Origin of the sequence: Bauldia litoralis, from assembly GCF_900104485.1 — a bacterium.
Classification (GTDB): domain Bacteria; phylum Pseudomonadota; class Alphaproteobacteria; order Rhizobiales; family Kaistiaceae; genus Bauldia; species Bauldia litoralis.
Window position 1 is genome coordinate 349493 of sequence record NZ_FMXQ01000006.1, and the last position, 24466, is coordinate 373958.

Sequence of the window (24466 nt, forward strand, 5' to 3'; positions counted from 1 at the left end):
ATGACCGATGCCGAAGTGATCGAGGTGTTCCGTAGCGCGGGTGCCGTGCTCGAAGGCCACTTCATCCTCAGTTCCGGCTTGCGGAGCCCGGTCTTTCTGCAGAAGGCGCGGGTCTTCATGTATCCGGACAAGACCGAGCAGCTTTGCCGGGCGCTTGCCGACAAGGTCCGGGCCGCGGGTGTGGGCGATATTGATGTCGTCATCTCGCCAGCGGTCGGCGGTCTCGTTCCGGGCTATGAGACGGCCCGCCAGCTTGGCGTGCCGGCGATGTGGGTGGAGCGGGAGGAGGGGGTATTTCGCCTCCGCCGGTTCGAGGTCGAGCCCGGCGCGCGGGTTTTGATCGTCGAGGATATCGTCACGACGGGCCTGTCGATTCGCGAGACAATCGAGGCGGTGCGGGCGCTGGGCGCCGAGGTTGTCGCCTGCGCGTGCCTGATCGACCGGTCGGCGGGCGAGGCCGATGTCGGCGTGCCGCTGATCGCGCTCGCCAATTACAAGGTGCCGGCCTACGCGGCCGACGCGATTCCGCCGGAAATGGCGGCCATACCGGCGGTGAAGCCGGGTAGCCGCGGATTGGCCACTTGAAAGCATGCTGTTTCGTCGTCGCACACCTCCGAGCAGAACCGAAAAGCTGAGGGTGGCCGTCTGGCCACGCCAGAGCTGGAAGCGTTCGCTCAAGTATTTCGGCAAGCGGGTACTTCGGCTAAGCGCCTCGCCGCATGCGATCGCGGCCGGTTTTGCCTGCGGGGTGCTGGTGTCGTGGACGCCGCTCTTCGGCTTTCATTTCCTGATGGCGATGGCCGTCGCGATGATCGTCGGTGGCAACGTCCTTGCCGCGCTCTTCGGTACGGTGGTCGGCAATCCGCTGACCTTTCCGCTGATGTGGTGGGCCTCCTATTCCGTCGGCCACTGGATTCTGGGCCATGGTGGCCGGCCGCCGCCGCCGCTGCATGCCGACCTGTTCCATGCGCCATGGGCGGAGATCATGCGGGTCCTGCGGCCGATGCTCGTCGGCGCGCTGCCGCTTGGCGTGGTTTCGGGCGCGATCGCCTATTTCATCGTTCGGGCCGCTGTTAGGGCCTATCAGGCGGCGCGGCGCGAACGTCTGGCAGCCCGGCACCGGCCGGAAGCGGGGCACGCACCTTCGGAGGTTCCGGGCGAATGATCATCGGCATCGGCAACGACCTGATCGATATCCGCCGCATCGAGAAGGTGCTGGAGCGCCATGGCGAACGCTTCATCCGGCGCATCTATACCGACATCGAGATTCGCAAGTCCGAGCGGCGCAGGATGCGCGCTGCGTCCTATGCCAAGCGCTTCGCCGCCAAGGAGGCCTGCGCCAAGGCGCTGGGCACCGGCATGAGTTCCGGGGTCTTCTGGCGCGACATGGGCGTGGTCAACCTGCCGTCCGGCAAGCCGACCATGGCGCTGACCGGCGGTGCGGCAGATCGCCTTGCTGCCCTCATGCCGGCCGGCCACCACGCCGCGATCAACCTGACCATCACCGACGAATACCCGCAGGCACAGGCTTTCGTCATCATCGAGGCCCTGCCGGGCGAGGCACCTTAAAGTGGACTCCTTTGGGCGGCACGGCGTTGCGAAAGCCCATCCGAGCCGGTATGACCGGACCGGATTTCCTTTGTATGGAACCTCCCCCCGACCGAGATCGAGACAATGAGCGTGGCCACCGAGAAGACGCGTGGAAAAAGCAGCGGGTTTGGCGAGACGGTCAAGATCGTCATCCAGGCGCTGCTTCTGGCTTTGATCGTCCGGACATTCCTGTTCCAGCCGTTCAACATCCCATCGGGATCGATGAAGGAAACGCTGCTGATCGGCGACTACCTTTTCGTTTCCAAATACGCCTATGGCTACAGCCGCTACTCCTTCCCCTTCGGGCCGAACCTCTTCGAGGGCCGGATCTGGGCGGCGGAGCCGGAGCGGGGCGACGTGGTGGTGTTCAAGCTGCCGCGTGACAATTCGACCGACTACATCAAGCGCGTGATCGGCCTGCCGGGCGACCAGATCCAGGTCACCGACGGCGTGTTGTCGATCAACGGCAAGGAAGTCGAACACGAGAAGATCGGCGACTGGGTGGACGATGATGGCGTTCGCTACGACGAGATCGAGGAAACCCTGCCCAACGGCGTCAGCTACACGACGCTCGACCGGGGCGCCGGGAGCCTCGACAACACGCAGGTCTATGAAGTTCCGGCCGGCCACTATTTCATGATGGGCGACAACCGCGACAATTCCACCGACAGCCGCGTCCTCGGCGCCGTCGGCTACGTGCCCTTCGAGAACCTCGTCGGCCGCGCCGAAGTCATCTTCTTCTCCGTCGAGGATGGCGCCCGGGCCTGGGAGTTCTGGAGGTGGCCGTGGACCGTGCGCTGGGATCGGATGTTCACGTCCGTGGAATGAGCGGCCGCGACGACGCAGCCATCGCGGCGCTGCAGAAGCGCCTCGGCCACACGTTTTCAGATCACAGGCTGCTCGAGATCGCGCTGACCCATGCCAGCGCGGTCGAGACCGGCGACGAAACCTACCAGCGGCTGGAATTCCTCGGCGACCGGGTGCTCGGCCTGGTCATCGCCGAATTGCTGATCGCCCAGTTTCCGGATGCCAGCGAGGGCGAACTGTCCCGCCGGCTCACCGCGCTGGTCCGCAACGAGGCCTGCGCCGCGGTGGCGGGCGACCTCGACCTCGGCGCCGCCATCCGGCTGGGTCTCGGCGAGGCCCAGTCGGGCGGCCGGCGCAAGGCGGCGATCCTCGGCGATGTGTGCGAGGCGGTGATCGGCGCTCTGCATCTCGACGGCGGCATCGGTGTCGCCCGGCGCTTCATCGCCACCCATTGGCAGCCGCGGATGCTGACCTGGGAAGGCTCGCTGCGCGACGCCAAGACGACGCTGCAGGAGTGGTCGCAGGGCAGGGCGCTCGGCACGCCGACCTACGAGATCGTCGGACGGTCCGGTCCCGACCACGCGCCGCTCTTCGCGGTCGAGGTTCGCGTCGACCAGACCGAGCCGGCGCGGGCCGAAGGGCGAAGCCGCCGCGAGGCCGAACAGAATGCCGCCGCAAATATGCTCGTCCGCGAGGGCGTCTGGGAGACTGTCGATGGAGCCTGAAGCCGAAGCCACCCGTTGCGGATTCGTCGCCGTTCTCGGCGCGCCGAATGCCGGCAAGTCGACGCTGGTCAACCGTCTGGTCGGCACCAAGGTGTCGATCGTCAGCCGCAAGGTGCAGACCACCCGCTCGATTGTCCGTGGCATCGCCATGGCCGGCCGCTCGCAGATCATCTTCGTCGACACGCCGGGCATCTTCGCCCCGCGCCGCCGGCTCGACCGGGCGATGGTCGAGACCGCCTGGAGCGGCGCCCGCGACGCCGATCTCATCGTCCTGATGATCGATGCGTCACGCGGCTTCGTCTCCGAGGTCACCGACCTTCTCGAACGGCTGGCCGACGTTCCCCACCCGAAGATCCTCGTCCTCAACAAGGTCGACCTGGTCAAGCGGGAGGAGTTGCTGGCGCTGGCCGAACAGGCCAATGCGATGGTCTCCTTCACCGACACCTTCATGGTCTCGGCCACCAGTGGCGACGGGCTCGACGTCTTCCTCGCCCATCTGGCGGCCAGCGTGCCGGCCGGCCCCTGGCTCTACCCGGAGGACGAGGTGACCGACGTGCCGCTCCGCCAGCTCGCCGCCGAGATCACCCGCGAAAAGCTGTTCGAGCGCATCCACCAGGAACTGCCCTACCAGGCGACGGTCGAGACCGAGCGCTGGACCGACCAGAAGGACGGCTCGGCCAAGGTCGAGCAGACCATCTATGTCACCCGCGACAGCCACAAGAAGATCGTCATCGGCAAGGGCGGCGCGGCGATCAAGTCGATCTCGATGGCGGCGCGCAAGGAAATCGCCGAGATCGCCGAGCGGCCGGTTCATCTCTTCCTGTTCGTCAAGGTTCGCGAGAAGTGGGGCGACGATCCGGAGCGCTACCGGGCGATGGGCATCGAGTTCCCCAAGGACTGAGGCCGGCCGCCCCGCGCGCTTGACCGCCGCGTCCCGCGGCTGCGACAACACCCCGTTCCCTCGGTTGCGCGGAGCCCGTCCCATGCACCTTGCCGAGATCAACGTCGGCCGCCTGCGCCATCCCATCGACGATCCCCGGATCGCCGATTTCGCCGACAATCTCGACCGGATCAACGCGCTGGCCGAGCGCAGCGAGGGCTTTCTCTGGCGTCTGAAGGACGACAGCGGCAACGCCACTCATATCAGCGCCTTCGACGACCCGCTGGTGATCGTCAACCTGTCGGTCTGGGAGTCGGCCGAGGCGCTGCACGCCTTCGCCTATCACACCGTCCATCGCGGCTTCGTCCAGCGCCGCACCGAGTGGTTCGCGCCGTTTGACGGGCCGTATCTCGCCCTGTGGTGGATCGCGCCCGGCGCATGGCCCGATGCGGCCGAGGGCCGGCGGCGGCTCGCCCATCTCCAGGCGGTTGGGCCGAGCGCCTATGCCTTCCATTTCCGCAAGCTGTTCGACCCGGCCCCCGGCATCGAGCCGCTGGTCGAACCCGACGCCGCGCCCGGCGACGTGCGCTACCGGTCCAGCGGCTGAGCTGGCGGATGGCGGACAAGACGCTGCACCTTCGTATTGCCGGCCGGGTCCAGGGCGTCGGCTATCGCGCCTGGCTCTGCGGTGAGGCGCGGTCGCGCGGCCTCACCGGCTGGGTGCGCAACCGGTCGGACGACACCGTCGAGGCCGTCGTCTCGGGGCCGGTGGACGCGGTCGAGGCGATGGTACGCCTGTGCCGCGAAGGCCCGCCGGCGGCGCTGGTTTCCGGAGTCGAAACAGCGGCCTGGGACGAAACCCTGCCAGACGGATTCAACGGGTTGCCGACGCTCTAGCCGGCGGTCTCCCCGAACAGCGCCTCGAATTCGCGCCGCATCACCGCGTCGACTTCCGGCATCGTCACCGGGATGCCGAGGTCGACGAGGCTGGTCACGCCATGACCCTGGACGCCGCAGGGCACGATGCCGGAAAAGTTCTCCAGCACCGGGTCGACGTTCAACGCGATGCCGTGGAATGTCACCCAGCGCCGGATGCGGATGCCGATCGCCGCGATCTTGTCCTCGGCGCCGACGCCCTTCTCGGGCCGCGCCACCCACACGCCGATGCGGTCCTGGCGTCGTTCGCCGCGCACGTTGAAGGCGGCCAGCGTCCGGATCACCCATTCCTCCAGCGTCCGCACGTAGCGGCGCAGGTCCGGCTGCCGCCGGTTGAGGTCGAGCATCGCATAGGCGATCCGCTGGCCGGGGCCGTGATAGGTGTACTGGCCGCCACGCCCGGTCTGGAACACCGGAAACCGGTCCGGCTCCAGCAGATCCTTGGGGTCGGCGCTGGTGCCGGCTGTGTAGAGCGGCGGGTGCTCGACCAGCCAGACCCGCTCCGGCGCGCCGTCGTTGCGAATCGCGGCGACCCGCTCCTCCATCGCCGCGACCGCGTCGGGATAGACAACCGGAGCCTCGGCGATCCGCCATTCGATCGGCGAGGGCGCCGTCGGCAGCATGCCGGTTTCGGTCGTGACGGTGTCGAGCATGGGGCGTTTCGCCATGTTTCTGGAATGGTTTGAACATAGGGAGTCCCAGATCGCGCCGCAAACCGTGTCGATAGCCGGTTGCCTCGCGACGCCGCGCGGCCTAGGCTGCGCGCCGCGTCGGTTCTTCGGTCGATCGTATCGGAGATTAAACGGGAATGCGGTGAGGGACAGCGTCCCGATCCCGCAGCTGCCCCCGCAACTGTAAGCGGCGAGCTCCCCCACATCGCGCCACTGGGAAACCGGGAAGGCGTGGGGAAAGCTTCGACCCGCGAGCCAGGAGACCTGCCGGCGCGTCCTTGAACCCTCATCTACCGTCGGCGGGACGGAGAAAGAGACGCGACCATGACCACCACGTCCTCCCTGGCAACGGCACGCCTGTCATCCCGGATTCTGCCGGCATTCGCCGCGCTGGTCTTCGGCCTCGGGCTGTATCTCGGCACCGGCTTCGCCTGGCCGAGCGCGCTGCATAACGCCGCGCATGACGCCCGTCACGCGACCGGCTTCCCCTGTCACTGATCCTTCGGGGGCATCATGTTCAGGACGATCGTTTTCAGCGCCTTTGGCGCAGGCCTCGTCGTATGCGTCGTCATCTCGGCGCTGCAATTCTTCACGACCGAGCCGCTGATTCTGCATGCCGAGCAATTTGAGGGCACCGCGGATTCCGGCCATCACCACGACGCGGCGACGCCCGCCCACGATCACGGCGACGCCGGGGACTGGGCGCCGGCCGATGGCTTCGAGCGCCGGGCCTATACGGTCCTCGCCAATCTCGTTCTCGGCGCGGCCGTCTCGCTGATCCTTCTCGCCGCGATGGTGTTGAGGGGTGACCGCATCGACGCGCGGCATGGCCTCCTGTGGGGCGCCGCGGGTTTCGTCGCCGCTTCGCTGATGCCGGCTCTCGGCCTGCCGCCGGAACTGCCCGGCACCCCGGCCGCCGATCTCGTCGACAGGCAGGTCTGGTGGCTGGCGACTGTGGTGGCGTCCGCCGCCGGCATCGCCCTGATCGCCTTCGGTCGCCATTGGGCGGTGAAGGCGGCCGGGCTGGCGCTGTTCGTCCTGCCCCATGTCATCGGGGCGCCGCCGCCGCCAGGCCACGAGGTCGCCTATCCCGGGGCGCTGGCCGGCGAATTCGTCATCGCCTCGCTGGTGGTCAGCGCCGTCCTGTGGACGCTCGCCGGCTTCTCGGCCGGCTGGCTGCATCGGCGTTTGTCCGGCTCCACGCAGCCGTGATGGCCGGTCCGGGCCACCTCCTCGTCGTCGGCGGACAGCGGTCGGGCAAGAGCCGCCATGCGGAAGCCTGCGTCGCTGAAAGCGGCCTGTCGCCGGTCTACATCGCCACCGCGCAGGCCGGCGATGGCGAAATGGCCGAACGCATCGCGACGCACCGGGCGCGGCGCGGGCCGGACTGGCAAACGATCGAGGAACCGCTCGACCTGCCGGAGGCTTTGGCCGCTGCGGCCAGCCCGCGAAGCATCGTCCTTGTAGACTGCCTGACCCTCTGGCTGTCCAACCTGATGCATGGCGAAAGAGACATCGACGCCGCGACCGGCGCGTTGGTTGCGGCGCTCGCCGCTGCGGGCGGACCGGCCATCCTCGTTTCCAACGAGGTCGGCTCCGGCATCATCCCCGCCAACCAGCTTTCCCGCCGTTATGCCGACGCCCAGGGCGTCCTCAACCAGACGGTCGCGGCTTCCGTTCCGCGCGTCGTGCTGATGGCGGCCGGCATCCCCCTGCAGATCAAGCCGGCAAGCCCGGTCGGAGTATCCTCATGAGCCAGTCCCGTATCCCCGCAACGATCGTCACCGGCTTTCTCGGCGCCGGCAAGACGACGCTGATCCGCAACCTGATCGCCGGGGCCGGCGGCCGGCGCATTGCCGTGATCGTCAACGAGTTCGGCGACATGGGCTTCGACGGCGGGTTGCTCGGCGATTGCGGCGATGCCGACTGCCGGCCGGACTCGATCGTCGAACTGACCAATGGCTGCATCTGCTGCACGGTCGCCGACGAATTCCTGCCGACGATGGAAGCCTTGCTCGCCCGCGATCCGGCGCCGGATCACATCGTCGTCGAGACCTCCGGGCTCGCCTTGCCGCAGCCGCTGGTCCGCGCCTTCGCCTGGCCGACGGTCAAGCATCGCGTCACCGTCGATGGCGTTGTCGCGGTGGTCGACGCGGCGGCGGTCGATGACGGGCGCTTCGCTCCGCAGGCGCCCCAGGGCGACGCTCCTGCCCGCGATCACGACGATCCGATCGAGGAACTGTTCGAGGACCAGTTGCGCTGCGCCGATCTGGTCGTGGTCAGCAAGGCCGACCTGCTCGATGCCGCGGCGCTCGACCGGGTCGATGCGATCGTCCGCCGCGAGGCGCGCGACGGCACGCCGTCGATCCACGGTTCGCCGAAGGGCCTGCCGGCCGATGTGCTGCTCGGCCTCGCCTCCGGCGCCGAGGCCGACATGGTCGGCCGCGAGAGCCACCACGAGCGAGCCGGCGAGGAAGACCACGATCACGACGATTTCGTCAGTGTCGTCGTCGAGCCGCCGGCCTTCGCCTCGATGGACGTCTTGCGCGAGCGGATCGGGGCGGCGCTCTCGGTTCCCGGCGTACTCCGGGTCAAGGGTCGGGCACGGATCGCCGGCAAGCCGGCCGCCGTCGTCGTCCAGGGCGTCGGCCCGCGCGTCGAGACCTATTTCGATCCCGCCGAGGGCAGCGACCGGCTGGTGGTCATCGGCCTCAGCGACTTCGACACCGCGGCGGTCTCCGCGCGTCTGGCCGGCTGACCGATGCACCTGCTCGCCGGCGAAACCGAACGGATCGACGATGGCGATGTTGCCGTCGATCTCGAGCAATCGCCCGGCGATATCGTCTTCCTTTCTTCCGCCGACAGCGAACTGGCGCTGCTCGCCAGCGTCGCGGCCGCTCGTCCCGCGGACGCGCCGAGCCTCCGGCTCGCCAACATTGTCCGGCTCGCCCATCCCGCGTCGGTCGATCTCTATGCCGAGAAGACGCTGGCGGAGGCGAAGCTGGTCGTCGTCCGCGCCATGGGCGGCGTCGGCTACTGGCCCTATGGCCTGGACCGGCTGCGCGAACTGGCCCGCGCCGGGGGGGGGCCGCGCCTCCTCGTCATCCCCGGCGAGGACCGCTGGGACGATGCCCTGGCTGTGTATTCCGACATACCGGAGGATGGCGCGCGTCGCCTCTGGCGCTGCCTTGTCGCCGGCGGCGAGGCCAATGCCGCGATCGCGCTCGACCACATGGCGCACCTGATCGGCCGTGGCGATCGCCCGGACGAGGCGATCCCGGTGGCGAATGCCGGCTGCTATTGTCCGGGCCACGGGGTGCTTTCGCCGCAGGAGGCGAAAGCCCGCCTCGATCCCGACCGACCAGTCGCGCCGATCGTCTTCTACCGTTCCATCTTGCAGGGCGGCGCCACAGCGCCGGTCGACGCGCTGGTCGAGGCGTTGGCGGCGGACGGTGTCGCCGGCCTGCCGGTTTTCGTCACCAGCCTCAAGGACCGCGAGAGCGAAGCCTTCCTCGATGACCTGTTCGGCCTGATCCCGCCGGCAGTCGTCCTCAACGCCACGGCCTTCGCGGTCTCGAAGATCGGCGTGGCCGGGCAGGGCACCGTCCTTGATCGGCCGGGCCGGCCGGTGCTCCAGGTGATCTTCGCCGGATCGAGCGAGGAGGCGTGGCGCGACAGCACGCGCGGCCTGCTGCCGCGCGACCTGACGATGAATATCGTCCTTCCCGAAGTCGATGGCCGGCTGACCACCCGCGCCGTGTCCTTCAAGGCCGAGACCCACGATCCGGCCACCGACAGCCGCACCACCACCTACCGGCCGGTCGCCGACCGCGTCGCCTTCGTCGCCAGGCAGGCCGCCAACTGGGCGCGCCTCGCGGCGAAGCCCGCCGCCGACCGCCGCATTGCGCTCGTCCTCTCCAACTACCCCAACCGCGACGGCCGGATCGGCAACGGCGTCGGCCTCGACACCCCGGAGAGTGCGGCCCGGATCGCCGCCGCGATGGGCGAGGCCGGCTATGCCCTGCCAGGCTTCCCCGAGACCGGCCGGGATCTGATGGCGCTCCTGCTGTCGGGGCTGACCAATGCGCTCGACACTTCCCCTTCGTCACCCCGGCGAAAGCCGGGGTCCATCGATGACCTTGATGAACCGGTGAGAGGGTTGGGGATGGATTCCGGCTTTCGCCGGAATGACGGCGCGAGTGACGTCAACCTGCCGCTGACCGCCTACCAGGCTTTCTTCGATGCGCTTCCCGAGGAGATCCGCGAGGCCCTCACCGAGCGCTGGGGCGCCCCCGAAGACGACCCGCATTTCTCGGACGGCGTCTTCCATCTCGCCATCCATCGCTTCGGCAATGTCGTCGTCGGCGTCCAGCCGGCGCGTGGCTACAACATCGATCCCAAGGCGACCTATCACGACCCCGACCTCGTGCCGCCACACCACTATCTCGCCTTCTACGCCTGGCTCCGCCAGGACTTCGGCGTCGACGCGATGGTCCATGTCGGCAAGCACGGCAATCTCGAATGGCTGCCCGGCAAGGCGCTCGGCCTGTCGCGCACCTGCTGGCCGGAAGTGGCGCTCGGGGCGACGCCGCTGGTCTACCCCTTCATCGTCAATGATCCGGGCGAGGGGGCGCAGGCCAAGCGCCGCGCCAGCGCCGTCATCGTCGATCACCTGATGCCGGCCATGACCCGCGCCGAGATCCACGGGCCGCTGGCCGAACTCGAAACCCTGATCGACGAATACTATCTCGCCGCCGGCGTCGACCAGCGCCGCCGCGACTGGCTCGAAAACGAGATCATCACCACCGCCGAGCGACACGGCCTCGACCGCGACCTCGGCCTCGTCCGCGACGCCGCAGGCGATGCGTTGCAGACCCTCGACGCGCATCTCTGCGAGCTGAAGGAAATGCAGATCCGCGATGGCCTGCACATCCTCGGAACCGCGCCTGAGGGGCGGCAGCGGATCGACACGCTGGTGGCGATCGCCCGGGTGCCCCGGAGCGGCGAGCGCGCCTGTGACCGCTCGCTCCATCGGGCCCTCGCCGAAGACCTCGGTCTCGGCGCTTTCAACCCGCTCGATTGCGATCTCGGTTCGGCATGGTCGGGACCGCGACCACAGGCGCTCGCCGCCGTATCCGGGACACCATGGCGGACGGCTGGTGATACGGTCGAGCGTCTCGAGACGCTGGCCGCCGCGCTCGTCTCCGGCGCGCCGGCGGCGGGGATAACGTCGGCCGACATGCCCGCCGCCTCCGCCGTCCTCGACTGGATCGCCTCCGAGCTGGCGCCGGCGCTCGATTCATCGGGACACGCCGAGACAGCCGCCGTCCAGACCTGCCTCGCCGGTGGTTTCGTGCCGCCCGGTCCGTCCGGCGCCCCGACCAGGGGCCGTCCGGACGTGATTCCGACCGGCCGCAACTTCTACTCGGTCGACGTCCGCGCCGTGCCGACCGCCGCGGCCTGGGCCCTCGGCCGCGCCGCCGCCGACGCCCTGGCGCTCCGCTATTTCCACGATCACGGCGAGTGGCCGAAGTCGATCGCGCTCTCCGCCTGGAGCACATCGAACATGCGCACCGGTGGCGACGACATCGCCCAGGTGCTGGCGCTGCTGGGCGCAGAACCTCAATGGCAACAAGGCACTGGCCGCGTCACCGGGTTCCGGGTCATGGCGCTGTCCGAGCTTGGCCGGCCGCGCATCGACGTGACCCTGAAGGTCTCCGGCATGTTCCGCGATGCCTTTCCCGACCAGATCGACCTGATCGATTCCGCCGTCCGCGCCATCGCGGCCCTCGACGAGGACGCCACCGCCAACCCGATCGCCGCCGCCATCCGCGAATCCGAGGACCGGATGACCGACGCGAAGGTCGACGAGAGGGTCGCCAGGACGCTGGCGGCAACGCGGATTTTCGGTGCGAAACCAGGCGCTTACGGTGCCGGCATGCAGGCGCTGATCGACGAGGGGATCTGGCAGGACCGCGCCGATTTCGCCGAGACCTTCCTCGCCTGGGGCGGCTACGCCTATGGCGGCGGCAGCCATGGTGCCGCGACCCGGGAGCTCTTTGCGGAACGGCTGAAAGCCACCGATGCGGTTCTCCACAACCAGGACAACCGCGAGCACGATGTGCTTGATTCCGATGACTATTATCAGTTCCAGGGCGGCATGGCCGCGACCGTGGAAACCCTGAAAGGGGTCGCGCCGCCGGTCTATCACGGCGACCACTCGCGCTCCGAGAAGCCGGTCGTTCGCTCGCTTTCTGAAGAGATCGCCCGGGTGGTGCGCGGCCGCGCGGCGAATCCCAAATGGATCGCCGGGGTTATGCGCCATGGCTACAAGGGCGCTTTCGAAATGGCGGCTACGGTCGATTATCTCTTCGCCTATTCGGCGATGACCGACGCCGTCGGCGACCACCATTTCGACCAGCTCTTCGACGCCTATATCGCCGACGAAACCGTCCGCGCCTTCATCGCCGACGCCAATGCTCCGGCACTTCGGGAGATGGCGGCGCGGTTCCGCGAGGCGATCGACCGCGGCCTCTGGTCGCCGCGCTCGAACAGCGCCTATGATCGACTGTCCTCATTGATCGACCAGCACCGGGAGGCGGCGGAATGACCACCGAAATGACCGAGGCGGAACTCGACGCCCGCCATGCCGAGAAGATGCGCAAGAAGAAGAAGGCGCGCGACAAGATCGTCGCTACAAAGACGATCGAAAAAGGCCTGCTGATCGTCCATACCGGCAAGGGAAAAGGCAAATCCACCGCGGCTTTCGGCATGGTTTTCCGGGCGCTTGGCCATGGCCTGCCGGTGGCGATCATCCAGTTCGTCAAGGGCAAGTGGCAGACCGGCGAACGGGTGGCGCTGGAGAAGTTCGGCGACCAGGTTTCGATCAACACGATGGGCGAAGGCTTCACCTGGGAAACCCAGGACCGGCAACGCGATCTCGCCGCTGCCCGGTCGGCCTGGGAGCGCGCCAAGGAAATCATCGTCAGCCGCGACTACAAGCTGGTGCTGCTCGACGAGCTCAACATCGTGCTGCGCTACGGGTACCTCTCGGCGGACGAAATTGTCGCCTTCCTTCGCGACGAAAAGCCCGACGACGTCCATGTCATCGTCACCGGCCGCAACGCTCCCGACAGCCTGATCGAGGCCGCCGATCTCGTCACCGAGATGGAGATGGTCAAGCATCCCTTCCGATCCGGGGTGAAGGCCCAGCTCGGGATCGAGTTTTGAGCCGCTGGCTACCGTGAGGTCCAGGCCCGCCCTGATGATCCAGGGCACCGGCAGCCATGTCGGCAAGTCGGTGATCGTCGCGGGCCTCTGCCGGGCGCTGGTCCGCCGCGGGCTGAAGGTGGCGCCGTTCAAGCCGCAGAACATGTCGAACAACGCCGCCGTGGCGATCGAGGGCGGCGAGATCGGCCGGGCGCAGGCGTTGCAGGCGCGAGCGTCTGGCCTAGCGCCGTCGATCCACATGAACCCGGTGCTGCTCAAGCCGGAGACCGACAGGGGCGCCCAGGTGATTGTCCAGGGCAAGCGCTTCGGCACGCTGAAGGCCGCCGACTACGGCTCCCGCAAGGCGACGCTGCTGCCGAAGGTCCTGGAGAGCTTCGCGCTTGTCGGCGAGGGCGCCGACATCGTCCTCGTCGAGGGGGCGGGGAGCCCGGCGGAGGTCAACCTGCGGGCCGGCGACATCGCCAACATGGGGTTTGCCGAGGCCGCCGGCGTGCCGGTGGTTCTCCTTGGCGATATCGACCGGGGCGGGGTGATCGCCAGTCTCGTCGGCACCCACGCCGTGCTGCCGGAGGCCGACCGGAACCGGATCAAGGCTTTCCTGATCAACAAGTTTCGCGGCGATGCCGGGCTTTTCGGCGAAGGCCTCCGGTTCACCGAGGCGCGGACCGGGTGGTTGTCGCTCGGGATCATCCCGTGGTTCGAGGCGACCCGGAACCTGCCGGCGGAAGACGTGCTCGGACTGGTCGACAGCGCGCCAGCCGGCGAGGGGATCGTTGTCGCCGTTCCGGTGCTGCCGCGGATCGCCAATTTCGACGACCTCGACCCGCTCAGCATGGAGCCCGGCGTGTCTGTCGTCCTCGTTCAGCCGGGCGAGGCGTTCCCGGGGAATGCGGACCTGATCCTGATACCAGGATCGAAAGCGACGATGGCCGATCTCGCCTTCGTCCGTGCGCAGGGCTGGGACATCGACATCAAGGCCCATCATCGCCGGGGCGGGCGGGTGCTTGGCCTGTGCGGTGGCTACCAGATGCTCGGCCGGACGATCGCCGATGCCGAAGGGATCGAGGGGGAGGCCGGCACCGTCGACGGGCTTGGCCTGCTCGACGTCGACACGGTGCTTGGCGGCGACAAGGCGACGGTCTCCGTTTCGGGGACCCACCACGCCAGCGGCGAGGCGGTCAGCGGCTACGAGATCCATCTCGGGCGGACCACCGGTGCGGACTGCGCGCGGCCGCTTCTCGATCTCGACGGCCGGGCGGACGGCGCCCTTTCCGCCGATGGCCGGGTCGCCGGCAGCTACGTCCACGGGGTATTTGCCGCCGACGGTTTCCGGCGGGCGTATCTGGCCGGGCTTGGCGCGCGGGCCTCGGACCTGCGCTATGACGCAAAGGTGGAGAAGACGCTCGACGCATTGGCCGAGCATCTCGAAGCGCATGTCGACATCGATCGCCTGCTGGCGATCGCCGGACTTGCCGACTGACCGGTGCCGCGTCAGGTCGCGAGTTGGCCACTCGGCGTCGACTTCGAAATCTCCAGTTCGGCCGCGTTCATGTCGGCCTCGATGTCGCCGAACAGGGGGGTGCTGAGATACCGTTCGCCGGTGTCGGGCAGCATGCAGAGGATGTTGGCGCCCTTCGGTGCTTTCTCCGCGATTTTCAGCGCTCCGGCGAAGGTTCCGCCTGACGTGATACCGACGAAGATGCCCTCGCTGGCGGCGAGATCCTTGCTGCATTTCATCGCGTCGGCATTGGGGATTTCGATCAGCTCGGCCATGAAATCCATGTCCATGGCGTCGCCGGTCAGCTTCGGGATGAAATCCGGCGTCCAGCCCTGCATCGGATGCGGCTTGAAGGCCGGGTGCGCCGCCGCCGGCGTTCCGTCGGCATTGCGCTGCTGCGGCTCGCCGCTGCCGATCAGCGGTGCTTCGGCGGGCTCGCAGACGATGATCTTCGTGTCTGGCCGCTCCTTGGCCAGTACGCGACCGACGCCTTTCAGGGTGCCGCCGGTGCCGTAGCCGGTAACCCAATAGTCGAGCGGCTCATCCGAAAAGTCGTCGAGGATCTCGACCGCCGTGGTCTTTGAATGGAAGTCGGGATTTGCCTCGTTCTCGAACTGGCGGGGCATGAACCAGCCATGCGCCGCGGCCAGTTCTTCCATCTTCCTGATCATGCCGACGGCGCGCTCGGCGGCCGGCGTGATGACCACCTTGGCGCCGAGGAAGCGCATCAGCTTGCGGCGCTCGACGCTGAAGGGTTCGGCCATGATGAGGACGAGCGGGTAACCCTTGGCCGCGCAGACCATGGCGAGGCCGATCCCGGTGTTGCCGCTGGTCGCCTCGACGACCGTCTGGCCGGGCTTCAGGCTGCCGTCGCGTTCGGCCGCCTCGATGACGCCGAGCGCAAGACGGTCCTTGACCGAACCCAGCGGGTTGAAGGCCTCGATCTTGACGTAGAGGTTGACGTCGGGCGGCGCCAGACGATTGATTTTCACGACAGGCGTATGACCGACTGTCTCGAGAATGCTGCTGTATTTGTGGCCCATGATCCGTCCTCCCGGCTGAAGTCCCGAGGCTACCCTATGCCCATGCGCGGCGCGCCTCAAATCGGATCGGATGGCGGGTTCTCGGCCCGTATCTGTCAGCGCAGCGCGAGGACGAGCCCGCCGGTCGCTGCGGCGAGGATCAGAAGCAGCGCCCAGCCGCCGAGATAGAGCCGCAGGGCGCGCCGAATATCCGCCGGTGTCGCCTGCCGCCGTCCGGTGGCGTTGATATACGGGTCGTGGCCGAGCGCGCCGCGATACCGCCGCGGGCCGGCCAGCGCCAGACCAAGGGCCGCAGCGGTGGCGGCCTCCGGCCAGCCCGCGTTGGGGGATCGGTGCTTCGGGGCGTCGCTTCGCATGACGCGAAAGGCCTCGCCGATCGAACCGCGGACCAGCGGCGCCGCCAGCGCCATCAGGAGGCCGGCAAGGCGGCTGGCCGGCAGGTTGACCAGATCGTCGATCCGGGCGGCGGCCCAGCCGAAATCCTCATGGCGCGGAGACAGGTGGCCGATCATCGAGTCGGCGGTGTTGATCGCCTTATAGGCGGCGAGCCCAGGCAGCCCGAGCAACGCGAACCAGAGGGCCGGCGCGACGACGCCATCGGCGAAATTCTCGGCGGTCGATTCGATCGCGGCCCGACAGACGCCGGCTTCATCCAGCGCCGCCGGATCCCGTCCGACGATCCGCGACACCGACGCCTGCGCCGCCGCCAGCCCGCCGGTTTCGAATGCTGCGGCAACGGCGGCGACATGGTCGTAAAGGCTGCGGCCGGCAAGCAGGACGGCGGCGATCAGGACCGTACCGATCCAGCCAAGGGGAATTCGGTCGAGGCCGTATTCAAGCGCGAAGCCTACCGCAGCTGCGATGGCGACGATAACGAGGAGCGAGAAAGCGCCGGCGATCCTGCGGACAATTGGCTTGGCGCGCGAGCGGTTGACCATCCGGTCGAGCCAGTCGATCAGCCGGCCGATCAGCGCGACCGGATGGGGGAACTTTCGCCAGATGACGTCCGGGTCGCCGACCAACCCGTCGATGGCCAGCGCTAGCGCCAGCATCCACAGATGATCGAGGCCAATCATCTCTCGTCCATGACGCGCCGCGCCTCCTGGGACAGCCAGTCGAGGGCTGCCGGCAGCGACGGGCCACCGCAGACGGTCAGCCGCTCGGGCAGCAGGATGCGTCGGTCCGGCGGGAAGAGTTCGGCGAGAGCGGGGTGGGCGAGCAACGCCTCGCCCTGGTCGCCGGGCGCGATCGCCGGCGTCGTGACGAGGAGGTAGTCCGGCGGTTCGCTGATCAGCCTTTCGAGCCGGACGAAGCCGCCGCGCCCGCCGGCGAGATCGCCGCCGGCATTGGCGATGCCGACCGCGGTCATCAATTCGCCGGTGAGGGTGTCGCCACCGGTGACATAGCCGCGGCGCTGGTAGACGGCGGCCGTCGGCATGGCGTCGCCGGTCAATGCGTCGCTGGCGCGGGTCCTGGCGGCGTCGATCTCGGCGACAAGCGCCTCGCCGCGCTCGGGATGGCCGACGAGGCTGGCGACCTGGCGGATCTGGACGATCGACTCGTCGATGCTGCGCGCGGGATCGAGCAGTTCGACGGGGTAGCCGAGGGCGGTCAGCATGTCGCGGGTGGCCCGCTTGGTGTAGCGCCCGGCAAGCACGAGGTCGGGCTCGCGCTCGACCACGGTCTCGGCCTCGCCTGCGTCATGGCGAAAGGCGGCTGCCTGCGTGGCGAAATAGGAGAGCTTCGGGTCGGTGGCATAGACCGAGAGCGATGCGATCTGGTCAGGGTCGGCCAGCGCGATCAGCAATTCGTCGGCGCACAGGTTGATGGAGACGATGCGCCGGGGCGGCTCTTCCGCAACCGGCGCGGTCTCGGCTGCAACGACCACGATGCTGGCTATCAGCAATCCCAACACGACAACAAAACTGGGCATTCCGTTCGCCTTCGCGTTGCATCACCCGGAGGGCCCGTTTACTCCTTCTTGACCCGGCCGAGAAGCCGGGTGGGCCCGGGACACATCCCGTGACGGGCGCCGGTCGCCAGATCGATCGAAAGACGAGGTCTGCCTGATGTATTTCTGCTCGCGGCGCGCAAGCGCCAGCGCTGTTATTGCCATTGGTTCGTTTGTTTCACTGATTGCACCGGCGCTCTCACAACCCATCGAAATCGTTGTTACGCCCAATTACGTGCCGACCGCGCTCGGTCGCGTCGGCTCGTCCGTCTCGGTGATCAGTGCCGAGGAAATAGAGCGCCAGCCGACCGAGTCGGTCGCCCAGTTGCTGCGTACCGTGCCCGGCCTGACCGTCACCCAAAGCGGCGGTGTCGGCAGCCAGACGCTGGTCAGCATTCGCGGCACGGAATCGCAGCATACGCTGGTCCTGATCGATGGCGTCCGGGTCAACGATCCGTCGACGACACGGGACGAGTTCGATTTCTCGGTCCTCAACACCACCGACATCGAGCGGATCGAGGTGCTTCGCGGACCGCAGAGCGCACTCTACGGTTCCGATGCGATCGGCGGCGTGATCAACATCATCACCAGGAAGCCCGGCGGCCCGCCGCGGATGTCGGCCTCGATCGAGGGGGGAAGCTACGGGACCCGGCGGGTCAATCTGTCCGGTGGAACCACCGCCGGCGACTTCAGCCTCCTGACCACCGGCACCTATTTCGCGACGGACGGCTTCTCGCGGGTTGGCGACCGGGATAAGGGCGAGCCGGACAGCACGGAAAAATTCTCAGGCTCGATCCGCGGCGCCTTCGATCCGGGTAACGGCGTCAAGTTCGAGTTCGGCGGCAACGGCTATCACCAGGACAGCGAGATCGATGGCGGGCCGGACCTGGACGCGTCCGGCTACGAGGCGAAGCGCGACCTGTTTTCCGGTTTCGCCAAGGTCAGCTTTCCGACCTTCGGCGGGCGGGCCAGCGACTCGATCAACTTCTTCATGGCCAACACCGACCGCGAGTATATCGACCCGACGCGGACCTACGACTATGTCGGCCGGACGATCGGCGTCGAATACCAGAAGCTCGTCAATCTCGGGAATGCCGGGTCGCTGCTCGGCGGGACGCGCTTCGAGAACCAGACGGCGACCGGCATGCAGAGCGACATGGCCGACCCGACCTTCGAAACCTCTCTTGTTCTCTATGCCGGTTATCTGCTCTACCAGTTGCCGGTCGGCGAACGCCTGGACCTCTCCTTCGCCGGGCGTTACGACGGGGCGGTCGATCAGGAAGGCTTCACGACGGGCCGCGCCACGGCGCACTACGCCCTGCCGGAGATTGGTGCGGCGATCCGCGGCAGCATCGGGACCGGCGCAAAGCGCCCGACAGCGTTCCAGCTCGGCTACAATCCGGACCTGCAGTCGGAGACCAGTATCGGCGGCGACCTCGGCATCGAGAAGTCGCTGTTCGACGGGCGCTTCATGATCTCCGCTACAGGGTTCTGGAACCAGATCGACGACATGATCGACTGGGACTTTACGCTGCCGCCATGGGGCAACTATTCGAACATCGCCGAGGTCGAGACATCGGGCGTCGAGATCGGCGCGACGGCGATGATCGTTCCCGGCGTGCTGAACGCCAGGGGCACCTACACCTATCTCGACGCGCGCGACATGGCGACCGGCCTGCAACTTGGCCGACGGGCGCAGAATTCCGGCTCCTTCTCGCTGGTCTATACGGGCCTCAACAAGCTGGAGGCCTCGGTGACGGCGACCTATGTCGGGCCGCGGTTCGACGACGACGCCAACACGGTCAAGCTCGACCCCTATGCGCGGATCGACCTGTCGGCGAACTACCGGCTCAGCGACACGACGACGATCTACGGCCGGGTCGAGAACCTGCTCGATACGGACTACCAAGATGCCGAAGGCTATAACAGCGCCGGACTTTCGGCCTATGCGGGGCTGAAGTGGAGCAATTGACGGGACCCGGATGACACACGGTAGTCGGCGGCGAAGGGACGGACGGCTGATCGCCGGCCTTGTTGTGCTGGTCGGTCTCCTGTTCATGTTTTCGCTCGGCATCGGCCCGGTCTGGCTGCCGCCGGACCGGGTGGTGCAGGGGCTGGTCGGGCAGGGGGGCGAGGCCGCACGGATCATCGTGGTCGAGATCCGGTTGCCGCGGGCGCTGCTCGCCCTGATGATCGGCGCGACGCTGGGTCTCGCCGGGGCGTCGCTGCAGGGGCTTCTGCGCAATCCGCTGGCGTCGCCCTCGCTGTTCGGCGCGCCGTCGGCTGCGGCCTTCGGGGCGGTGACCGTGATCTCGCTCGGTATCGTCAACGTTTTGTCGATCGCGCTGCCGGTCGCGGCGATCGCCGGGGCGCTCTTGTCGGTCGGACTGCTGCTGCTGGTCGCCGGACCGCGCGCCAGCCTGCTGGTGCTGATCCTAGCCGGTCTGGCGGTGTCCAGCCTTGCCGGGGCGGGCACGGCGTTGGCGCTGAATCTTGCACCAAATCCCTTCGCGGCGCTGGAAATCGCCTTCTGGCTGCTTGGCTCGCTCGAGGATCGCAGCATGCGCCATGTGCTGATCGCGTTGCCCTTCATGGCCGTTGGGGTGGTGCTCCTGTTCTGGGACCGGCGGGCCTTCCGGGCCTTGACGCTTGGCGAGGAGGCGGCGCAGAGCCTCGGCTTCGACCTCACCGGAATCCGGCTCCGGGTGGTTGCGGGCGTCGCCGCGGCCGTCGGGGCGGGCGTTGCGGTTGCCGGTTCGATCGGCTTCGTCGGGCTGGTGGCGCCGCATCTGGTGCGGCCGCTGGTCGGCCACGACCCCGGGCGGCTGATGATCCCGGCGGCGTTGTCCGGGGCGGCGCTGCTGCTGGCGGCCGACATCTCGGTGCGACTGATTCCCTCGACCAGCGAGATCAAGGTCGGCGTGCTGACGGCGCTGATCGGCGCGCCGTTCTTCATTGTCATGATCCTGCGGCGGCGGAGCACATTAGCCGGAGGCGGAGCATGAGCGCCGAAGCGCCTGTCCTCGCGACGACCGGACTGTCAGTCTCCCTCGGTGGTCGCGCGATCCTCAAAGACATCGCCATGAAGGCGCGTCACGGGGAGTTTCTCGTCGTCATCGGGCCGAATGGCGCGGGCAAGACGACGCTCCTGAAGGCGCTGGCAGGGTTGCTCGACGCAAGCGGGGAGGTGCTCCTCGGCGGAAGATCGCTGGCGCTCATCGCGCGGCGGCAGCGGGCGTTGCTGCTCGGCTACCTGCCGCAGGGGCACGAGTTCCACTGGCCGCTGTCCGTGCTTGACGTCGTCGGGCTCGGTCGCCTGCCGCGCGGCGCGGGCGCCGACCTGTCCGAGGAGGATCGCAACGCCGTTGCGCGGGCGATGGAAGAGACGGGTGTTTCGGGCTTCGCCGGCCGGACGGTGACCACGCTTTCCGGCGGTGAACGGGCGCGGGTCGCGCTGGCGCGGGTGCTGGCGACCGAGGCGGACCTCATCCTTGCCGACGAACCCACCGCTTCGCTCGATCCTCGATACCAACTCGTCGTCCTCGACATCCTGAAACGACACGCGGCAAGGGGCGCGGTGGTCGCCGTCCTGCACGACCTCGGACTCGCGGCGCGCTATGCGGACCGGCTGTTGATTCTCGACGAGGGACGGGTGGTCGCGGCCGGTCCGCCGCGCGAAGTGCTGACCGCCGAGCGGCTGGCCACGACATTCGGCGTGCGGGCCGAAATTCTAGAGCGCGATGGCGCGACGGTCGTCATCCCCAAATCGGTGATCTGACCGGAAAATTGCTGCTGTGAGTGAAAAGGTGGAGGCCTCGCCCGGAATCGAACCGGGGTGCACGGATTTGCAGTCCGCTGCGTAACCACTCCGCCACGAGGCCAACCGGTGGCGCTGGTATAGTGAAATTGCCAAGCCGTGCAAGGGGTAGCTGCGGAATCCGCGACAGCCGGCCAAATCGCAGGAGGATTGCCGTCTTGTCACCGGGGATAGGCACGGGTAGGAACGGGAAAGCTTCGCCACCGTCTCGAGAAATGACGCCATGATCGATTTCGCCAAGGCGCGGACCATAATGGTCGACACGCAAATCCGGACCGAGAGTGTCACCGATCACGACATCATCGCCGCGATGAGCGAGATTCCGCGCGAGATGTTCCTGGCGCCCGCGTTGCGACCCTTCGCCTATATCGATGACGACATTCTTGTGAAGGACGCCGAGGGCGGCAACCCGGCGCGTTACCTGATCCGGCCGACGCCTCTGGCCCGCATGCTTCAGGCGGCGGAGATCGGGCAGTCGGATTTCGCGCTCATCGTTGGGTCGCCGACCGGTTACGCCGCGGCTGTCCTCGCCCGTCTGGCGGGCTCGGTGGTGGCGCTCGAATCGGACGAAGCTCTTGCGGCCAGCGCTTCGGAAGCGTTGACGGAGCAGGGAATCGACAACGTGGCGGTGGTGACCGGCCCGCTTGAGGCTGGATATCCGTCGGAAGCGCCGTATGACGTGATTCTGCTCGGCGGCGCCGTTGAGGAGATCCCGCAGCCGCTTTTCCAGCAACTGAAAGAGGGCGGCCGGCTGGTTGGCGTTCTTGGCTATGGTCGGGCGGCCCCGGCCATGGTGTTTACCCACACCGACGACGATTTCGGCGGCCGGTCGGTCTTCGACGTGCACTTGCCGCCGTTGCCGGGCTTCCAGAGGCCCCGTTCCTTTGTCTTCTAGGGCGGTCGTCGAACGGCGCTTGTTGTAATGGCGTCGCAGGCGACGGCTTTTTGCCGCGCCGCGTCATGGAATGTTTGACGAGGCGTCTCAGGTGGCTACAGTGCCGCCTTGGGTAGAGTTGAGCGGCGCAAGAGGGCTTGTGCTGCCGCCGTGTCGAGGGGGCCCGTCGTGTTTGTTGGACGTGGTGTTTGGGCCGCGACGGTCTTTCTGGTTGCCGCGTCGGTTTGTGGTGCGCCAGCATCGGCGGAATCTCTCGATTCCGCGATGGCTTCTGCTTATACGAACAACCCCGATCTCAATTCCGCACGCGCCCAGTTGCGGGCGATCGATGAAGGCGTGCCGCGCGCCAAATCAAGCTACCGACCGCAGATTTCGCTGTCAGGGGACATCGGCGCCAGCACCTCGCGCTCGAAGCTCTTCCCTGAATGGTCGACCGGGTCGACGCCGCGCGGCGTGACCCTGGCGGTCGAGCAGCCGCTGTTTCTCGGGTTCCGCACCAAGAACTCCGTCAAGATGGCCGAGACGTCGGTCAAAGCCGCGCGCGAGCAGTTGAAGCTGGTCGAGCAGCAGGTGCTGTTCGACGCGGTGTCAGCATTCATGGACGTCGTCCGGGCCCAGGTGGTCGTCAACCTGACCGCCCAGAACGTCGAGTTCCTGCGCGAACAGGTCCGGGCCGCCAAGGATCGGCTGGAAGTCGGCGAGGGCACCCGAACCGACGTCGCCCAGACCGATGCGCGGCTATCGCAGGGCATGTCCGACTACGCCTCGGCCGTCTCCGACCTCAACCGCTCGATCGCGGTCTATGTACAGGTGATCGGCCACAAGCCGGAGCGACTCGGCGCCGTCAACGGGATCGAGAAGCTGATCCCGGGCTCTGTCGACGCGGGCCTTGCGACCGCCCAGGCGTCGCATCCGGGGATTATCGCCGGCCTCTACAATATCGACGTTGCGTCTTGGAACGTCCGGATCAGCGAAGGCGCGACCCTGCCGACCGTGACGCTCAGCGGATCGGTGACCCATCGGGACAACGGTGTCGACGGTATCGGCTCAAGCTGGAACGACACGGCCGCAATCACCGGCCGCCTGAACGTGCCGATCTACCAGGGCGGGGAAGTCGCGGCCGATGTCCGCCAGCTCAAGGAGACGCTCGGCCAGCGCCGGATCGAGCTTGATTCGACCCGCGCCGAGGTTCGCCAGAGACTGATTTCGACATGGGGGGCGCTCGATGCGGCGAAAGCCGTGGTGCGTTCGGCAGCTTTGCAGGTCTCGGCCCAGCAACTTGTGCTGTCGGGCGTCATCGAGGAGCGGCGCGTCGGCCAACGGACGACCCTCGACGTCCTGAACGCACAGCAGGATCTTCTCGCTGCCCAGGTCGAGCAAGTCACCGCGCAGCGCGACCGGGTCGTCGCGGCCTATGCGCTGGTTGCCGCGCTCGGCAAACTCAACGCCCAGAGCCTCGGGCTCCCCGTCACCGTCTACGATCCCGACCAGCATTACGATGCGGTGAAGGACAAGTGGATGGGCCTGCGGACGCCGGACGGCCGGTAATCCACGCCGCCAGATCGGGGCCTGCCCGTCCGGGGATTCCGACTCCCTTCCGATTCAGATAGGGTTGGTCGGCAGCCGACGAATCACTTCATCGACGACGCAGGGGGTCATGACCAAACCGGGTCAGGCACAGGATGAGGCAATGGACGCGATCCTCGCATCCATTCGCAGCATGATGGCCGACGGCGAGAGTGTCGGCAAAGCCGCGGCGCAGGCCGAGCCCGACTCGGGCGATCCGCGCCCCGCTGCCAACAATGTCAGCAGGCTTTTCTCGGAGACGCCGCCGGCCGCCCCCCGTGCGGAGGTGGCGCCCGTGCCCAGCGCCCTGCCTGTATCGAAGCCGAATCCGGATCCGGTGGCGGATGCCACGGTCGACACCCCGGTAGAAACCGATCAGGCAGTGGAACTGGCCATGGTTCGTGCCATGGAGGAGGCGCGGGTCGAGATCGAAAGGGGTGCCCGCGCCGAGTCGGAAGAACCGGTCACGCGTGACGAGGAGCCGCGGCGCCCTGCGCCGAAAGGCGAAAACGACCGTCACGAGCCTCCGATTGCGCCGGCCGTCGGGGAAAGGCGACCGACCGCAAACCCTGAACCGCCACCCGGCGAGCCTGTTGCGCAGCCGCTTGAGCCCTTGCTGTCCCGTGAGGCCGACGCGGCCGTTTCCGGAGCGTTCCGGGACCTGGCGACGTCCGTTCTGACAGGAAGCGGGCGGACGATCGACGACGTGGTCGAGGACCTCCTTCGTCCGATGCTGAGGGACTGGCTGGACGACAATCTGCCGTCCCTGGTCGAGCGGCTGGTCCGCGAGGAAATCGAACGGGTGGCGCGGGGGCGCCGCTAACCGACAGATTTGCCACGTCGATTGTTGACTTAAA

The 24466-nt window shown here is 67.6% G+C and carries 25 protein-coding genes, 1 tRNA gene and 1 riboswitch; of the genes, 21 read left to right on the forward strand and 5 right to left on the reverse strand.

Annotated features, from left to right (window positions below):
• From pyrE to BLT60_RS15925, 8 genes are all read left to right on the forward strand, one after another.
• Window positions 1-585, forward strand: coding sequence for an orotate phosphoribosyltransferase (pyrE, locus tag BLT60_RS15890; protein ID WP_090877709.1), 585 nt, complete (start codon window positions 1-3; stop codon window positions 583-585).
• A 52-nt stretch (window positions 586-637) separates the two neighbouring features.
• Complete coding sequence (locus BLT60_RS15895; protein ID WP_244521293.1) at window positions 638-1165, forward strand: DUF2062 domain-containing protein; 528 nt, start codon at window positions 638-640, stop codon at window positions 1163-1165.
• Window positions 1162-1569: a holo-ACP synthase gene (acpS, locus tag BLT60_RS15900; RefSeq protein WP_090877713.1), complete on the forward strand. Its 408-nt coding sequence runs from the start codon at window positions 1162-1164 to the stop codon at window positions 1567-1569. Before BLT60_RS15895 ends, acpS begins: the two co-directional genes overlap by 4 nt.
• A 105-nt stretch (window positions 1570-1674) precedes the next feature.
• Window positions 1675-2418, forward strand: a complete 744-nt coding sequence (gene lepB, locus BLT60_RS15905) for a signal peptidase I (protein WP_090877715.1) — start codon at window positions 1675-1677, stop codon at window positions 2416-2418.
• Entirely contained in the window at window positions 2376-3122 is a 747-nt protein-coding gene (gene rnc / locus BLT60_RS15910) for a ribonuclease III (protein WP_342028604.1), read from the forward strand. Before lepB ends, rnc begins: the two co-directional genes overlap by 43 nt.
• Entirely contained in the window at window positions 3112-4023 is a 912-nt protein-coding gene (gene era / locus BLT60_RS15915; RefSeq protein ID WP_090877719.1) for a GTPase Era, read from the forward strand. Before rnc ends, era begins: the two co-directional genes overlap by 11 nt.
• Before the next feature lie 82 nt (window positions 4024-4105).
• The gene (locus BLT60_RS15920) at window positions 4106-4609 is read left to right on the forward strand and encodes a DUF3291 domain-containing protein (RefSeq protein WP_090877721.1); all 504 of its coding nucleotides are present in this window, start codon (window positions 4106-4108) and stop codon (window positions 4607-4609) included.
• 8 nt (window positions 4610-4617) lie between these two features.
• Window positions 4618-4899, forward strand: coding sequence for an acylphosphatase (locus BLT60_RS15925; RefSeq protein ID WP_090877723.1), 282 nt, complete (start codon window positions 4618-4620; stop codon window positions 4897-4899).
• Here the strand turns inward: BLT60_RS15925 and lipB are convergent.
• Window positions 4896-5591 (reverse strand): lipoyl(octanoyl) transferase LipB, encoded by a 696-nt coding sequence (lipB, locus tag BLT60_RS15930; protein WP_244521294.1) that lies wholly within the window; start codon window positions 5589-5591, stop codon window positions 4896-4898. The genes BLT60_RS15925 and lipB overlap by 4 nt on opposite strands.
• A gap of 101 nt (window positions 5592-5692) precedes the next feature.
• Window positions 5693-5895, forward strand: a riboswitch (cobalamin riboswitch).
• Window positions 5896-5933: 38 nt separating this feature from the next.
• Here lipB and BLT60_RS15935 point away from each other — a divergent pair.
• Genes BLT60_RS15935 through BLT60_RS15965 form a run of 7 tightly spaced genes read left to right on the forward strand, consistent with a single transcriptional unit; the run spans window position 5934 to window position 14319 of the window.
• Window positions 5934-6107 carry a CbtB domain-containing protein gene (locus BLT60_RS15935; protein WP_090877725.1) on the forward strand — a complete coding sequence of 58 codons (174 nt, stop codon included), beginning with the start codon at window positions 5934-5936 and terminating at the stop codon, window positions 6105-6107.
• Between the two features lie 15 nt (window positions 6108-6122).
• A complete protein-coding gene (locus BLT60_RS15940; protein WP_090877727.1) occupies window positions 6123-6821 on the forward strand; it encodes a CbtA family protein in 699 nt (232 codons plus the stop codon).
• The gene (gene cobU / locus BLT60_RS15945) at window positions 6821-7363 is read left to right on the forward strand and encodes a bifunctional adenosylcobinamide kinase/adenosylcobinamide-phosphate guanylyltransferase (RefSeq protein ID WP_090877728.1); all 543 of its coding nucleotides are present in this window, start codon (window positions 6821-6823) and stop codon (window positions 7361-7363) included. Before BLT60_RS15940 ends, cobU begins: the two co-directional genes overlap by 1 nt.
• Window positions 7360-8367 (forward strand): cobalamin biosynthesis protein CobW, encoded by a 1008-nt coding sequence (gene cobW / locus BLT60_RS15950; RefSeq protein ID WP_090877730.1) that lies wholly within the window; start codon window positions 7360-7362, stop codon window positions 8365-8367. The genes cobU and cobW overlap by 4 nt, the downstream gene beginning before the upstream one ends.
• Before the next feature lie 3 nt (window positions 8368-8370).
• Complete coding sequence (gene cobN, locus BLT60_RS15955; RefSeq protein ID WP_090877732.1) at window positions 8371-12219, forward strand: cobaltochelatase subunit CobN; 3849 nt, start codon at window positions 8371-8373, stop codon at window positions 12217-12219.
• Window positions 12216-12839 carry a cob(I)yrinic acid a,c-diamide adenosyltransferase gene (gene cobO / locus BLT60_RS15960; RefSeq protein WP_090877733.1) on the forward strand — a complete coding sequence of 208 codons (624 nt, stop codon included), beginning with the start codon at window positions 12216-12218 and terminating at the stop codon, window positions 12837-12839. Before cobN ends, cobO begins: the two co-directional genes overlap by 4 nt.
• Before the next feature lie 34 nt (window positions 12840-12873).
• Complete coding sequence (locus BLT60_RS15965) at window positions 12874-14319, forward strand: cobyric acid synthase (RefSeq protein ID WP_090877735.1); 1446 nt, start codon at window positions 12874-12876, stop codon at window positions 14317-14319.
• 11 nt (window positions 14320-14330) lie between these two features.
• Here BLT60_RS15965 and cysK read toward each other — a convergent pair whose 3' ends face one another.
• The 3 genes from cysK to BLT60_RS15980 all read right to left on the reverse strand — a co-directional run bounded on the left by cysK (window position 14331) and on the right by BLT60_RS15980 (window position 17313).
• Entirely contained in the window at window positions 14331-15380 is a 1050-nt protein-coding gene (cysK, locus tag BLT60_RS15970; RefSeq protein ID WP_090877737.1) for a cysteine synthase A, read from the reverse strand.
• A gap of 95 nt (window positions 15381-15475) precedes the next feature.
• The gene (gene cbiB / locus BLT60_RS15975; protein WP_090877739.1) at window positions 15476-16456 is read right to left on the reverse strand and encodes an adenosylcobinamide-phosphate synthase CbiB; all 981 of its coding nucleotides are present in this window, start codon (window positions 16454-16456) and stop codon (window positions 15476-15478) included.
• Complete coding sequence (locus BLT60_RS15980) at window positions 16453-17313, reverse strand: ABC transporter substrate-binding protein (RefSeq protein WP_244521295.1); 861 nt, start codon at window positions 17311-17313, stop codon at window positions 16453-16455. The genes cbiB and BLT60_RS15980 overlap by 4 nt, the downstream gene beginning before the upstream one ends.
• Window positions 17314-17566: 253 nt before the next feature.
• Between BLT60_RS15980 and BLT60_RS15985 the strand changes: the two genes are divergently transcribed.
• From BLT60_RS15985 to BLT60_RS15995, 3 genes are read left to right on the forward strand one after another with little or no spacing between them, the layout of a single operon-like run.
• Complete coding sequence (locus BLT60_RS15985) at window positions 17567-19303, forward strand: TonB-dependent receptor plug domain-containing protein (protein ID WP_175478478.1); 1737 nt, start codon at window positions 17567-17569, stop codon at window positions 19301-19303.
• Window positions 19304-19313: 10 nt separating this feature from the next.
• Entirely contained in the window at window positions 19314-20336 is a 1023-nt protein-coding gene (locus tag BLT60_RS15990) for a FecCD family ABC transporter permease (RefSeq protein WP_090877745.1), read from the forward strand.
• Window positions 20333-21109: an ABC transporter ATP-binding protein gene (locus BLT60_RS15995; protein ID WP_090877747.1), complete on the forward strand. Its 777-nt coding sequence runs from the start codon at window positions 20333-20335 to the stop codon at window positions 21107-21109. The genes BLT60_RS15990 and BLT60_RS15995 overlap by 4 nt, the downstream gene beginning before the upstream one ends.
• Before the next feature lie 29 nt (window positions 21110-21138).
• On the opposite strand, the gene BLT60_RS16000 is transcribed toward BLT60_RS15995, so the two are convergent.
• Window positions 21139-21212: transfer RNA gene (locus tag BLT60_RS16000), tRNA-Cys, on the reverse strand.
• A gap of 159 nt (window positions 21213-21371) precedes the next feature.
• On the opposite strand from BLT60_RS16000, the gene BLT60_RS16005 reads away from it, so the two are divergent.
• The 3 genes from BLT60_RS16005 (at window position 21372) to BLT60_RS16015 (ending at window position 24432) form a co-directional block, all read left to right on the forward strand.
• A complete protein-coding gene (locus BLT60_RS16005; protein ID WP_090877749.1) occupies window positions 21372-22043 on the forward strand; it encodes a protein-L-isoaspartate O-methyltransferase family protein in 672 nt (223 codons plus the stop codon).
• 168 nt (window positions 22044-22211) lie between these two features.
• The gene (locus tag BLT60_RS16010; protein WP_425285023.1) at window positions 22212-23591 is read left to right on the forward strand and encodes a TolC family outer membrane protein; all 1380 of its coding nucleotides are present in this window, start codon (window positions 22212-22214) and stop codon (window positions 23589-23591) included.
• Between the two features lie 142 nt (window positions 23592-23733).
• Window positions 23734-24432: a PopZ family protein gene (locus tag BLT60_RS16015; RefSeq protein WP_175478479.1), complete on the forward strand. Its 699-nt coding sequence runs from the start codon at window positions 23734-23736 to the stop codon at window positions 24430-24432.
• The last annotated feature ends 34 nt before the right edge of the window (window positions 24433-24466 follow it).

Coding starts and splice junctions, on each gene's coding strand:
- pyrE (WP_090877709.1), top strand. CDS start 1: ATGACCGATGCCGAAGTGATCGAGGTGTTCCGTAGCGCGGGTGCCGTG.
- acpS (WP_090877713.1), top strand. CDS start 1,162: ATGATCATCGGCATCGGCAACGACCTGATCGATATCCGCCGCATCGAG.
- lepB (WP_090877715.1), top strand. CDS start 1,675: ATGAGCGTGGCCACCGAGAAGACGCGTGGAAAAAGCAGCGGGTTTGGC.
- era (WP_090877719.1), top strand. CDS start 3,112: ATGGAGCCTGAAGCCGAAGCCACCCGTTGCGGATTCGTCGCCGTTCTC.
- BLT60_RS15920 (WP_090877721.1), top strand. CDS start 4,106: ATGCACCTTGCCGAGATCAACGTCGGCCGCCTGCGCCATCCCATCGAC.
- BLT60_RS15925 (WP_090877723.1), top strand. CDS start 4,618: ATGGCGGACAAGACGCTGCACCTTCGTATTGCCGGCCGGGTCCAGGGC.
- lipB (WP_244521294.1), bottom strand. CDS start 5,591: ATGCTCGACACCGTCACGACCGAAACCGGCATGCTGCCGACGGCGCCC.
- BLT60_RS15935 (WP_090877725.1), top strand. CDS start 5,934: ATGACCACCACGTCCTCCCTGGCAACGGCACGCCTGTCATCCCGGATT.
- BLT60_RS15940 (WP_090877727.1), top strand. CDS start 6,123: ATGTTCAGGACGATCGTTTTCAGCGCCTTTGGCGCAGGCCTCGTCGTA.
- cobU (WP_090877728.1), top strand. CDS start 6,821: ATGGCCGGTCCGGGCCACCTCCTCGTCGTCGGCGGACAGCGGTCGGGC.
- cobW (WP_090877730.1), top strand. CDS start 7,360: ATGAGCCAGTCCCGTATCCCCGCAACGATCGTCACCGGCTTTCTCGGC.
- cobN (WP_090877732.1), top strand. CDS start 8,371: ATGCACCTGCTCGCCGGCGAAACCGAACGGATCGACGATGGCGATGTT.
- cobO (WP_090877733.1), top strand. CDS start 12,216: ATGACCACCGAAATGACCGAGGCGGAACTCGACGCCCGCCATGCCGAG.
- BLT60_RS15965 (WP_090877735.1), top strand. CDS start 12,874: ATGATCCAGGGCACCGGCAGCCATGTCGGCAAGTCGGTGATCGTCGCG.
- cysK (WP_090877737.1), bottom strand. CDS start 15,380: ATGGGCCACAAATACAGCAGCATTCTCGAGACAGTCGGTCATACGCCT.
- cbiB (WP_090877739.1), bottom strand. CDS start 16,456: ATGATTGGCCTCGATCATCTGTGGATGCTGGCGCTAGCGCTGGCCATC.
- BLT60_RS15980 (WP_244521295.1), bottom strand. CDS start 17,313: ATGCCCAGTTTTGTTGTCGTGTTGGGATTGCTGATAGCCAGCATCGTG.
- BLT60_RS15990 (WP_090877745.1), top strand. CDS start 19,314: ATGACACACGGTAGTCGGCGGCGAAGGGACGGACGGCTGATCGCCGGC.
- BLT60_RS15995 (WP_090877747.1), top strand. CDS start 20,333: ATGAGCGCCGAAGCGCCTGTCCTCGCGACGACCGGACTGTCAGTCTCC.
- BLT60_RS16005 (WP_090877749.1), top strand. CDS start 21,372: ATGATCGATTTCGCCAAGGCGCGGACCATAATGGTCGACACGCAAATC.
- BLT60_RS16015 (WP_175478479.1), top strand. CDS start 23,734: ATGGACGCGATCCTCGCATCCATTCGCAGCATGATGGCCGACGGCGAG.